Source organism: Paenibacillus abyssi (genome assembly GCF_014640295.1).
GTDB classification, from domain to species: Bacteria; Bacillota; Bacilli; order Paenibacillales; family Paenibacillaceae; genus Paenibacillus_D; species Paenibacillus_D abyssi.
This window is the reverse complement of the sequence record NZ_BMGR01000019.1, coordinates 31358-43695: the sequence shown is the minus strand read 5'-3', so window position 1 is coordinate 43695 and position 12338 is coordinate 31358. Positions and strand designations below refer to the sequence as shown.

At 49.7% G+C, this 12338-nt stretch carries 9 protein-coding genes; 8 read left to right on the top strand and 1 reads right to left on the bottom strand.

What is annotated here, in order from left to right; translation table 11 throughout:
• The first annotated feature begins 287 nt into the window (after positions 1–287).
• Together IEW11_RS22260 and IEW11_RS22255 are read left to right on the top strand one after the other, a co-directional pair.
• Entirely contained in the window at positions 288–3593 is a 3306-nt protein-coding gene (locus IEW11_RS22260) for a response regulator (RefSeq protein ID WP_188533289.1), read from the top strand.
• Between the two features lie 25 nt (positions 3594–3618).
• Positions 3619–4845, top strand: coding sequence for an ATP-binding response regulator (locus tag IEW11_RS22255; RefSeq protein WP_188533288.1), 1227 nt, complete (start codon positions 3619–3621; stop codon positions 4843–4845).
• 285 nt (positions 4846–5130) lie between these two features.
• On the opposite strand, the gene IEW11_RS22250 is transcribed toward IEW11_RS22255, so the two are convergent.
• Positions 5131–5301, bottom strand: a complete 171-nt coding sequence (locus IEW11_RS22250; protein ID WP_229725572.1) for a hypothetical protein — start codon at positions 5299–5301, stop codon at positions 5131–5133.
• Positions 5302–5556: 255 nt separating this feature from the next.
• Between IEW11_RS22250 and IEW11_RS22245 the strand changes: the two genes are divergently transcribed.
• The 6 genes from IEW11_RS22245 (at position 5557) to IEW11_RS22220 (ending at position 12265) form a co-directional block, all read left to right on the top strand.
• Positions 5557–6330, top strand: a complete 774-nt coding sequence (locus IEW11_RS22245) for a Cof-type HAD-IIB family hydrolase (RefSeq protein ID WP_188533286.1) — start codon at positions 5557–5559, stop codon at positions 6328–6330.
• 160 nt (positions 6331–6490) lie between these two features.
• Positions 6491–7420 carry a phytanoyl-CoA dioxygenase family protein gene (locus tag IEW11_RS22240; protein WP_188533285.1) on the top strand — a complete coding sequence of 310 codons (930 nt, stop codon included), beginning with the start codon at positions 6491–6493 and terminating at the stop codon, positions 7418–7420.
• Positions 7421–7585: 165 nt separating this feature from the next.
• On the top strand, positions 7586–8563 hold the full coding sequence (locus IEW11_RS22235) for a LacI family DNA-binding transcriptional regulator (protein WP_188533284.1): 978 nt from the start codon (positions 7586–7588) through the stop codon (positions 8561–8563).
• A 185-nt stretch (positions 8564–8748) separates the two neighbouring features.
• Complete coding sequence (locus tag IEW11_RS22230; RefSeq protein ID WP_188533283.1) at positions 8749–10272, top strand: sugar ABC transporter ATP-binding protein; 1524 nt, start codon at positions 8749–8751, stop codon at positions 10270–10272.
• Positions 10273–10294: 22 nt separating this feature from the next.
• Positions 10295–11248, top strand: a complete 954-nt coding sequence (locus tag IEW11_RS22225; RefSeq protein WP_188533282.1) for an ABC transporter permease — start codon at positions 10295–10297, stop codon at positions 11246–11248.
• 54 nt (positions 11249–11302) lie between these two features.
• The gene (locus IEW11_RS22220) at positions 11303–12265 is read left to right on the top strand and encodes a substrate-binding domain-containing protein (RefSeq protein ID WP_188533281.1); all 963 of its coding nucleotides are present in this window, start codon (positions 11303–11305) and stop codon (positions 12263–12265) included.
• Positions 12266–12338: the final 73 nt, after the last annotated feature.

Genomic DNA, 12338 nt, shown 5'->3' with positions numbered 1-12338 from the left:
CACATGGCGGCCACGGTCTTTCAGGATGCGCAGAGCCGGGAAAGTGAGCCAATGTCCCGGTTTGAGAAGGGATACGAGTAACATTGGCAATCCGAAATCTCCGCCTGAATGGACAGGCGGTTTTTATTGCTGCGGCGTGGGGTAATTGTTGTAGATAATTGTTGTAGATTAGCGAAAATAGTACTAGACTAGTATAATAGAATTTACTAAAATTATTCAAATGCACACATAAACGGTAGAAAAGTTACAACTGGGTTCACCATAGACTGCGAAGAATAGGTGAGAAGATGAGCATTCGGAATAAACTATGGCTAAATACGGCAGTGATCACCATGTTGTCGGCAGTTTACGGAGCATCGGCCTTGATATATTTTCAGGGCGTGTCGCTGCTCCTGTCCGTTTCATTAAGTGTGATCGGTATTTCAGCGGTATGCGCAATCACATACCGCATTCATCGTAATATGGAGAACGGGCTGAAACGCTTGGGTAACATTGCGTCGGACATGAAGAACGGGACGATCGAATCTTCCCTGTCAGGACTGGCTGCCCATGACGAGTTCAGCCATATGGCGCGCTCGTTCCACACGCTCGCCGCCGATTTTCGCGACAGCACCGAGCAGGAGCGGGTTCTTCGGTTAGAAGCGGAAGAACAAGCCTGGATCAATATGCAGGTGTCGGAGATGGCCATCCTGCTGCAGGGTTCGGTCAAGGTGGAGAAAGCTTCCGGCATTTTCATGAGCAAGCTGGCTTCCGTCCTGCACGCCAGCTACGGTGTTCTATATGTAAGAAGGCTGGATTCATTTCACTTCGCCGCAGGCTATGCTTGCGACGAAGCGGATACGCAGCGCGAGCCGATTGCGATTGGCAGCGGCCTTGTCGGACAATGCGCAATAGACAAGGAACCGCTTGAAGTCGACCATTTGCCGGATGGTTATATCAAGGTGCGGTCTGCGCTGGGCGACGCTGCTCCCTCCCATCTACTGGTTGTCCCGATCCTCTATGAGAACGAAGCGGTTGCGGTGATGGAACTGGCTTCATTCCGTGAATTTTCGGGCAAAGAGCGACAGTTAATCGACATTGTCAGCCGCAACCTGGGTGTTCTGCTGAATACATTGGCGGATATTGCGCGGATTGACGCGCTTCTGCGGGAAACGCAGAATCAGCGTGAAGAGCTGGAGGTCCAAACGGAAGAACTGCAGGCTCAGACCGAAGAGCTGGAGGCCCAGACGGAAGAACTGCAGGCCCAGACGGAGGAGCTGTTCAAGCAATCCGAGCTGCTTGCGTCTTCGAATGAGAAGCTTCGTGTCGAAGTGGAGCTGACCGCACATCAGAAAGAAGAGATCGAGCAGCAGGCCGAGGAGCTGCAAGCCCAGACGGAGGAGCTGCAAGCCCAGACGGAGGAGCTGAAGGCTCAGACGGAAGAGCTTGCGGTATCTAACGAGAATTTGCGGCAGCAGATAGAGCTTACCGAACGGCAGAAGCTGGAGATCAAGGCGCAGGCGGACGAGATTTACATGGCGGCGCAGCACAAGTCGGAGTTTCTGGCGAACGTCTCGCACGAGCTGCGGACACCGCTCAACAGCTTGCTCATCCTCTCGCAAATTCTTGCGGAGAATAAGGAAGGGAACCTTCAGACGAAGCAGCTGGAATATGTTCATACGATCTTCTCCGCAGGCAAGGACTTACTGCAGCTCATCGACGAGATTCTTGACCTTGCCAAGCTGGAAACCGGAAAGATGCAGTCCGTCGTCGAACCTACCGACCTTCGGGATGTCGCCGACCATCTGTTCCGGAATTTTGAGCTCCAGGCGCAGAAGAAAGAGATTAAATTTGATGTGCGTCTCGACAAAAGCTTGCCGGAATTCATCATGACCGACGGGCATCGCTTGCGCCAGGTTCTGCGCAACCTGTTATCCAACGCGCTCAAGTTTACGCAACGGGGCACAGTTTCGCTCGATATCCTCAAAGGAGGCGCGAGTGCCGGCCTGCGGGTCTCGGCCGGTGTCGACGAGACCGTCTTTGTCGTGTCGGATACAGGCATTGGCATCCCGTCTTCGAAGTTCGACGCGATCTTCGAGGCATTTCAGCAAGCGGACGGAACGACGAGCCGCAAGTACGGCGGAACGGGACTCGGCTTGACCATCAGCCGCGAGCTTGCCGGTCTGCTCGGCGGCAGGATCGAACTCGAGTCTGTCGAAGGCCAGGGAAGCACCTTCTACCTGATCCTGCCTGCCATTCTGGCGGACGCCGTCCTACAGCCGGCAGCAGACACTGTTGTGTCCATTGCCGCCGCCGCCGAGCATACCGAAAAGGATAAATCCTCCTTCAGGGAGTCGTTCGTTCCGGATATCTCAATCTCCAATCCGAAGCTGCTGCAATTCTCGGAAATGGAAGACGATCGTTACCAATTGCAGCCGGACGATACGGTGCTTCTAATAATTGAAGATGATCAGGACTTCGCATCCATACTTCTTGAGCTTGCGCGCAAGCGGGGCTTCAAAGCTATCGTCGCTTTCCAGGGCGACCAGGGTCTGGCGCTTGCCCATGCCTACAAACCGGATGCGATTCTGCTCGATACGGATTTGCCGGTCCTCGACGGATGGGCGATCATCACCCGGCTCAAGAGCCGTCCGGAGCTCAGGCACATTCCGGTTTATGTCATCTCGACGGAAGAAACGAACCCATTGACCCTGTCCATCGGCGCCTTGTCGTTCTGGAAGAAGCCGAGCGACCACGAAGAGCTGGAAGCCGCGTTCCTGCAAATCGAAACGTATATCCGGCGTAAAACCAAAAGCCTTTTAATCGTCGAAGACAATCCCGACTTGCGCAAAAGTCTTGTCGCCTTTATTGCCCATCCGGATGTACACATCACGGCGGTTGCAACCGGGCGGGAAGCGCTGGAGCAACTGACGCTTCAGCATTTTGACTGTATGGTGCTCGATTTGGGCCTCTCGGACATTTCCGGCTTCGATCTGCTTGAACAAGTCAAGACGAACCGGAAGCTGCAGACTCTCCCTGTCATCATTTATACGGGCAAGGAGCTCAGCAAGCAGGACGAGCAGCGGCTGAAGCATTACGCAGAGAGCATCGTCATCAAGGACGTGAGGTCACTGGAAAGGCTCTATGACGAGACGGCCCTGTATCTGCACCGAAAAACCTCGGATTTGCCGCCGGACAAGCAGCGTCTCATCGAGAAGCTTCACAATCCCGAAGCGGCTTTCGAAGGACGCCGGATCCTGCTTGTCGACGACGACATGCGCAATATATTCGCGCTTTCCAGCGTGCTGGAAGGCTATAATATGGATATCCGGTTCGCCCAGAACGGAAGGGAAGCATTGGGCCTGTTGCAGCAAGAGAAGGATATCGAGCTCGTCTTCATGGATATCATGATGCCGGAGATGGACGGCTACGAGACGATGAAGGCCATCCGTAACATGCCCGAATACGAGAACCTGATCATAATTGCGCTGACCGCGCGCGCGATGGAGGAAGACCGCATCAACTGCCTCCAGGCCGGCGCGTCCGATTATATTCCGAAACCCATCAACACGACCCAGCTCGTGACGATGCTGAAAGCCTGGTTGATCAAATAGACGTGAGCGACGAAGGGGGGATTCGATGAACTATCCGATTAAAATACTGTTGGTGGATGACCGCCCTGACGAGTTCACCTCCATCCAGGCGATTTTGTCCAATACGCCGTATGAGCTGATCGGCGCTTCCTCGGGCATGATGGCGTTGAAAATGCTGCTGGAAAACGAAGTGGCGCTGATCATCATGGACGTGCTCATGCCGGACATGAACGGCTTTGAAACGGCAAAACGAATTAAAATGCGCAAGAAATCGCAGGATATCCCCATCATCTTTCTCACCTCGCTTACCTCGGAGCTTGAGGATTATATGATGGCATATACCGCCGGCGCGATCGATTATTTAACGAAGCCGTTTCACCCCGACATTTTGCGCAGCAAAATTGAAGGATTCGTACAGCTGTACAAGATCCGGAAGGAGCTTCACATAAAGACGATCCAGCTGGAGGCGCGAACGTACGAGCTTGAGGAAGCCAACCGCAGCTTGACGCAAATGAAGGAAACCGCCGAAATCGCCTCCCAGATCAAAAGCAGCTTCCTGGCGATGATGAGCCATGAGATCCGGACGCCGCTAAACGGCATATTGGCGATGTCGGACATGCTGCTGGAATCGGATCTTCGTCATCAGGATCGCGAAACGGCGGAAATCATCCGTACGAGCGGATACGGACTCCTGTCAGTGATCAATCATATCCTGGACTATTCCAAGCTTGAAGCCGGCAAGATGGAACTGGATTACATGCCGTTTAGCCTGGAGCAATGCCTCAAAGAAACGGCGGACTTGTTCCGGGCGCTTGCCCGCGAACGCGGACTCAGTCTGGAAACCTATGTGGATTCCACGATCCCGGAAGTCATTATCGGCGATCCGAACAGGCTTCGGCAAGTGCTGAACAATTTGATCGGCAACGCGATCAAATTTACCGAGTCCGGCGGTGTAAAAATATATGTGAACAAACGCAGTGAAGCCGGAGCTGCCGTGCAACTGGAGTTTGTCGTTGAAGATACCGGCATCGGAATATCCTCGGATAAGATGGGTCACCTGTTCCAGCCGTTTACCCAGATCGACTCCTCGGGTACGAACAAGCTGGGCGGCACCGGTCTTGGATTGTCCATTTGCAAGACGCTCGTCGAATTGATGGGCGGCACGATATACGCGTCTTCGAATGCCGGGGACGGGACCATGTTTATTTTCACCATCATGGCGACGTATAGGGTGCCCGATTTCGCGGACCTCGAAGCATCGCATACGGAATGATTTGTTTTGCTGGATGGAGCCTAAGAGAACCCGTGCATTTTCAAATGCGCCGGTTTTTTTTCGTTAGCAAGGCAAAGCATGACACCGATGAGTCCCCATGTCACTTGACCGAAGAAAGAATACCGCTCGATGCGAAATGGCCAGGATTCAACGGCAATGGAATCATAATCCGGACAACCTGCTCTATATAGAAAAAACTTTTGGGGGCCGCGAAAGCGGCTCCTTTTTAGTGTTTTGTAGCAGGTTATGAATGATGGAGATCTCAAAAGCACTACATATGTTTGTTTATTTTATAGCATCAAATACAATCTTGACTCCAAGTATAGGATAAGTCTCTTCTTTGTAATGACCTTGTGGACAGGCCTTGGTATAACTTATCGCATCATGATCGCATAACAAGGCTTGATTGCAATCGGGGCAGGTGTTGGCAATCATCTTTTTCAGTACATTCATCATTTTAAATCACCCAATTTCCTATTAATTTACTTGGTTTTATTATAGCCGATTTTTTAGCGCCAGTACAGATGGCTGATATTTTCTGCGAGCCCGTTCGAGTGGAATGGCAGCGGAGTCGTTATGTGTTGTCTCCCCAATCTGGTCCTTGTTCATGCCCGTGTTAATATGTGCAAAAAGTTGTTGACCTGGGATGCATTTCATAACGTAGGATCAAATCACTGCAGAGGAGCTTCGAATAGAAAGGAGGTTAACATGGTGAATAAAAAGCTAATCTTTTTTGACATCGACGGCACACTTCTTGATCATGACAAGAACCTGCCTTCCTCAACCAAACAAGCCGTTTTTGAGCTGGTTCGGGCGGGACATGAAGTCGCCATTGCGACGGGACGCGCTCCGTTTATGTTCGAGGACCTAAGGAAAGAACTCGGGATCGATACATTTGTTTCGTTGAACGGACAGTACGCTGTATCACAAGGAGAAGTGATCTACCGAAATCCGATCGCCACCGAATTGCTGCTTGATGTAACCGATTTTGCCGCTTCTAACGATCACCCGATTGTGTACATGGATAAGAATGGCATGAGATCAAATGTCCCTCATCATCACCATATCGAATCAAGCTTAGGAACCATTAATATCACCCTGCCGGTACACGATCCCGAATACTACTTAACCAATGAGATCTATCAAGCGATGGTCTTTTGCGGTGCAGCAGAAGAAGGTTTATATCACGAATCGTTTGACCGGTTAAGGTTTGTCCGCTGGCATCCATTCTCTATGGATGTTATGCCTGCGAATGGCTCCAAAGCAAACGGCATTGCTTATGTAATGAATGGGCTCGGAGTGGGGATCGAAGACGTGTATGCCTTCGGCGATAACCTGAACGATCTGGAAATGCTCCAATTTGTAGGGCATGGCATATCCATGGGAAATGCGCCAGAAGTCGTTAAAAAGTCAGCCAGGTATATTACAAAAAATGTGCATGAAGACGGCATATTTTTCGGGCTTCGCATGGTTGGATTATTGTAAAAAAAGGTTCCAGATAAAAAGTCAAAAAAAATTTTATGAAAACGCTTGACCTGGGATGCATTTCATATTTTAAGCTGTCTTCGAAGGGTTATTTATTACATCGGATGGCGTTCGCAAGGACGATCACCGAATCACACGATATCATTGGAGGATGGTAAACATGAAAACAGAAAACGTAGTGAATAACATTATTGAAACGGATTTTAAACTAAATGAGCGCCCGAATAACGAACCGCTCAGAGTGCTCAGCGAAGAAGACTGGAAGTTCTGGAAAGAAAACGGCTATGTTATTATCCCGAATGCCATTCCGCAAGAGAACATCGACCGTATGGTCAATCTCATCTGGGAGTTTGAAGAAAAAGATCCTCAGGATCCGTCAACCTGGTATACGGCCCCTCGCCGGGAGATTCAAATGAAAGAGCTGGCGAATACGGGAATGGTGGAGCTCTATAACCACCAATATTTATGGGATAACCGCACGCATGAGAGAGTGTACAATGCTTTTGTGGACATTTGGGGCACCGAGCAGTTGTGGTCCAGCATTGACCGCTGCAACCTGAACCTTCCTATGCGGCCGGGACATGAGTATAAAGGCTTTATTCACTGGGATGTGAATACTTCCCTGAATCCGATTCCCGTAAATGTTCAAGGCGTATTGACGCTCGTTGATACCGATCTGGAAATGGGCGGTTTTCAATGTATTCCGGAATTGTACCGGGATTTTGATGAATGGGTGAAAACACAGCCTGCCGACAGAGATCCGCACAAGCCGGATACGACTGGCTTTACGCCAACAAAAGTAGTTGCAAAAGCCGGCGACCTGCTTATTTTCAACAGCATGCTGGCACATGGCATTCGTCCGAATCATTCGACGAAGCCGCGTATTGCGCAGTACATTTCCATGTTCCCGGCACAAGAGAGCAACGAGGAATTGAAACAGTCGAGAATCGAATCCTGGAGTGACCGCATTCCTCCGAAAGGCATGGCATTCCCTGGAGATCCGCGTAACTGGGAGCAGGAAAAATACGAAAGAGCGACACTAACGGTATTGGGCGAGAGGTTGCTCGGATCGAGAAGCTGGCAAGAATAAAGCGAGTTTGTATAAAGGCTGGGCTGCTGAATAAGCAGTTCAGCTTTTTTTCACAACGTAGATGGGATTAACTTGTCCCACTTGAGGGAATGGAGCTTTTTAGCGGCGGACTGCTAGTTATAGTATAGTGATGATAGTATAGAATGGATAAAAGGGGTGCTTCATATGGCCAATATCAAAGAGATTGCCAAGCTCGCGAAGGTTTCCGTATCCACGGTCTCGCGGGTATTGAATGACCATGCATATGTAAGCGGCGACAAACGCAAGGCCGTCTTAGAGGCGATTGAGCATTTGAACTATTCAAGAAATATGAGTGCCGTTCAATTGATCAATGGCAAAACCAATGTGATCGGCGTTATGCTGCCCTTCATTAACCACCCTTATTTTACTGGGCTGGTAGAAGGGATCTCTGCCGAGGCCTTAAAAAATAATTACCAGCTGATGCTGTGCCAGACGGATTATAATGAGCTAAATGAAATAAACGTGCTGAAAATGTTGAAGACAAAGCAGATTGACGGCATCATCATTTGCTCTAAACATATGCCTTTGGATCAGATTGAGCCCTATGCCCGTTACGGGCCGATTGTGGCCTGCGAGGATGTCGGCAGTTCTCCTGTTTCTTCCGTTTTTCTTGACCATTATACAAGTTTTCGCAGAGGCATAAATTATCTGATCGAACGGGGCCATCGTCATATCGGCTTTTGCCTGGGAAGAAATAACGGCGTTAACAGTCAGATGCGCCGGAGGGCCTATGTCGATGCGCTTACTTCCATTCAGGAGGCGATTCGCGAGGAATGGATCTTTTATCAGAGCTACCGGATTGAAGATGGAGTGGATGTGTTAAGAAAGCTGCTGCAGATGGAAACCAGGCCGACCGCTCTGTTAGTGACAAGCGATCAGGTAGCGGCAGGCATTATTATGGAAGCCGGAAAGAACGGGTTAAGGGTTCCCGAAGACCTTGCTGTCATCGGATTTGACAATCAACCGATTGCCGAGGTATTTGATCTGACGACCATTGATAATCAACTGTATGAAATGGGCAGCCAGGCGTTTCGTATCGCATACGATCAAATCATGAAAATAAGGGAACTGCCGGAGTATCGGGAGCTTGAATACCGGCTGATCGAGCGTTCGAGCGTTTGACGGTTTGGCCAAGCTTCTAACGATCCATAACATAAGGCATGAAGAGAAGGCTCTCATACGTATTGAGGCGTCTTTTTTATGTCTAATTTCCGAAAAAATTCACAGCGGGTTCCGAAAAAGATCCATATTTTTATAATTTTTCACAGTCTATAATCAGAACTATCGTTGATGAGGGGATGGGAAGTATGGAGGATAAGCCCTATATTCTGCAAATGAAGAACATTAGTAAAGCGTTTTCAAGCGTTGTAGCGCTGAGTGACGTATCGTTGAATATAAAAAGAGGCGAGGTCCATGCGCTTATGGGAGAGAATGGCGCAGGCAAATCCACGCTGATGAAAATATTGACCGGCATTTATCAGCCGGATCGCGGAGAAATTGTGTTGAAGGGACAAAAAGTCCGGTTTGCTGAGCCGCTCGACGCCATGAATGCCGGAATCAGCATCGTGCATCAGGAACTCAATTCGATCCTGGATATGACGATTGCTGAGAATATCTTTACAGGCCGGGAGCCCTGCAGAAGGCTGGGCATCGTGAACAGGAAGGAAATGCGCCGCAAGACGATGGAATTGTTCCGTTCGGTAGATATGGCGATCGACCCGGACAAAAAACTCCATGAACTCAGTGTCGCAGAAATGCAAATGGTTGAAATCGTAAAGGCGATTTCCTACAACGCTGATATCATTGTTATGGATGAGCCTACTTCAGCGATTACCGACCGGGAGGTCGACAAGTTATTTGAGATCATTCGCAAGTTGACTTCACAGGGCAAGGCTATTATTTATATCTCTCACAAAATGAGCGAGATTTATACCATCTGTGATACGATCACCGTCATGCGCGACGGGACCTATATCGATACAAAATCGACCAAAGAACTGGACCAGCAGAAATTAATCTCCCTGATGGTTGGCCGGAACCTGGCGGATATGTACGTCAGGCAGCCTTCTCCGATCGGCGACCGGTTTCTCGAGGTTAAAAACTTGTCGCTGAACGGGAAATTCAAAGATATTAACCTTGAGGTAAGAAAGGGCGAAATTCTGGGTATCGCAGGATTGATGGGGGCTGGAAGAACCGAGCTTGTGGAGGCCATTTTTGGCGCGAGAAAGATCGACGGCGGGGAGATCTATATCCAAAATCAAAAAGTCGTCATCGACTCGCCGCAAAAAGCGATTGAACGGGGCATTTCTCTGGTGACCGAGGACAGGAAGCTTTTTGGCCTTAACCTGAATTTTTCCGTAAAGGATAACATGACGCTGGTGAACCTGGACCGCTACGTGCGCTTTGGCCAAATCGTGAAATTCAAAGAAGAGCGTGAGGTTGCGGACCGCCAGATGAAATATCTCAATGTCAAAGCATCGAGCCGCAATACCATGGTGGACACGTTAAGCGGCGGTAACCAGCAGAAAGTGGTCTTGGCCAAATGGCTGCTCTGCAATCCTGATCTTCTCATTCTGGATGAACCAACAAGAGGCATCGATATCGGCGCAAAATCCGAGATCTATAAAATTATTAATCAGCTGGCCCATGACGGTAAAGCGATTATCATGGTCTCTTCCGAAATGCCCGAGCTGCTCGGAATGAGCGACCGCGTGCTTGTGCTCCATGAAGGAACAATCACCGGTGAATTCAGCCGCGAGGACTTTAACCAGGAGAGCATTATGGAATGCGCGACAGGTTTCAAAAAGAAACGTTTGAAACAAACAGTATGACAGGCAAAGGAGAATCGCAAAAATGAGCAGCTTAAGTTTGAGCCTAAAAAAAGACACCGGTAAATATTTAGCCAAGTATGGCATTTATATTGCATTTGGCATCCTGCTGATTGTGTTATCGGTCAGTTCGGAATCGTTCCTGACGGTGACCAATCTGCTGAACATTCTCCGCCAAGCATCGATCAGCGGCATTATTGCGATCGGCATGACATTCGTCATCATCAGGGGAGGAATTGATCTATCGGTTGGTTCCATCCTCGCTTTTTCCGCAGTTGTCGCCTCCAGCTTTGCGCATTCGGACATGTATCCGACGATTGTGCCGATCACGCTTGGCTTGATTGCCGGCCTGGTTTTGGGATGCATTAACGGGATCATCATCTCCCGCTGGAAAGTCGCTTCTTTCATCGTGACGCTGGGAATGATGACCGCAGCAAGAGGTTTGACGCTGGTCTATACAGACGGGCGGCCGATCATCAACCTGAACGCAGGCTACGGCTTTATTGGCGGCGGTTATATTGCCGGGATTCCCGTACCTGTTCTCATTTTCGTAGGGGTTATCCTGCTTGGCTTCTTTGCGCTTCATGTAACCAAGTTCGGACGGCACGTATTTGCTTCGGGAGGCAATGAAAAAGCGGCCAAGCTGTCGGGCGTCAAAGTCGGCAGAGTTGAGGTTGCGGTCTACGCGATATCGGGTTTGGCAGCGGGACTTGCGGGAATCCTGCTCTCCTCAAGGGTAATGACAGGCTCCCCCGTTCTTGGTACCGGTTATGAGCTCGACGCCATTGCCGCCGTCGTAATCGGCGGGACAAGCCTTGCCGGAGGCAGGGGCAGGATCGTTGGAACAGTCGTTGGGGTGTTGATCATCGGCATTATGAACAACGGGCTGGATCTGCTGAATGTATCCTCTTACTATCAGCAGATTATCAAAGGCGCGATCATCGTATTGGCCGTGCTTTTGGATAAAAAGAATCAATAACGATACATTCGCTGCATTTGGCGATGTTATAAAAAAACGATTGGGGGAATTTCAATGAAAAAAATGAACATTTTAGTGTTTGTAACACTGCTGACATTTGTATTGGCGGCATGCGGCAGCGGCGGCAATGAGCCGGCGGCAACAACGGCGGGCGCAGGAGAAGAAGCGACCAAAGCCATGAAAGTAGGCGTCACTTACTCCAACCTGCAAAATGAATATATCATCGCCACGCAAAACGCTATCCGCGATAAGGCGGCAGAACTCGGCGTTGAATTGATTGAGAACGACGGACAAGGTAAAGCGGAGAATCAAATTACGCAAGTCGAGAACTACATTACGCAAAAAGTAGATGCCATCATCGTCAGTCCCACGGATCGAAACGGTGTAGCGCCTGCCATAGATCTGGCGGTTAATGCGAACATTCCGGTTATTATTCTAACCGCTGAGGTAGCGAATCTCGATAAGGCAACAGCCTTCGTCGGTTCGGATGATGTCATCGCGGGCAAGATGGAAACCGAATTCGTTCTGGAAAAGCTGGGCGGAACGGGAAATGTAGTCATTATGCATGGACCGAATGGCAATTCGGCTCAAATAAACCGTTCGGAAGGGATCAAGCAGGTATTATCCCTAAATCCCGACGTACAAGTACTGGCTGAACAAACCGCAAATTGGGATCGTGCACAAGCCTTGTCTTTGATGGAAAACTGGCTGCAAACGTACCCGGACATCGATGCGGTCATTGCCCAAAATGACGAAATGGCGCTTGGCGCTTACAATGCAATTGAAGCTGCGGGAAAACAGGATGAAATCATGGTAGTTGGAATCGATGCAATCCCGGATGCGCTGAAATCCGTCGGCGAAGACAAACTGGCGGCAACGGTATTCCAGGATGCGCGAGGCCAAGGAAGCACGGCGCTTGAAATTGCCGTGAAATCGGCAAATGGTGAGACGGTAGAGCATATGAACTTCATTCCGTTCCAGCTCGTAACGAAAGAAAATCTTGCTGATTTTCAATAAACTGCATTGATGTTACGCCAAAGGTGACAGCCTCCGACTGCGTTCAGAGACTGTCATCTTGGCGTATATTTTA

Coding starts and splice junctions, on each gene's coding strand:
- IEW11_RS22260 (WP_188533289.1), top strand. CDS start 288: ATGAGCATTCGGAATAAACTATGGCTAAATACGGCAGTGATCACCATG.
- IEW11_RS22255 (WP_188533288.1), top strand. CDS start 3,619: ATGAACTATCCGATTAAAATACTGTTGGTGGATGACCGCCCTGACGAG.
- IEW11_RS22250 (WP_229725572.1), bottom strand. CDS start 5,301: ATGATGAATGTACTGAAAAAGATGATTGCCAACACCTGCCCCGATTGC.
- IEW11_RS22240 (WP_188533285.1), top strand. CDS start 6,491: ATGAAAACAGAAAACGTAGTGAATAACATTATTGAAACGGATTTTAAA.
- IEW11_RS22235 (WP_188533284.1), top strand. CDS start 7,586: ATGGCCAATATCAAAGAGATTGCCAAGCTCGCGAAGGTTTCCGTATCC.
- IEW11_RS22230 (WP_188533283.1), top strand. CDS start 8,749: ATGGAGGATAAGCCCTATATTCTGCAAATGAAGAACATTAGTAAAGCG.
- IEW11_RS22225 (WP_188533282.1), top strand. CDS start 10,295: ATGAGCAGCTTAAGTTTGAGCCTAAAAAAAGACACCGGTAAATATTTA.
- IEW11_RS22220 (WP_188533281.1), top strand. CDS start 11,303: ATGAAAAAAATGAACATTTTAGTGTTTGTAACACTGCTGACATTTGTA.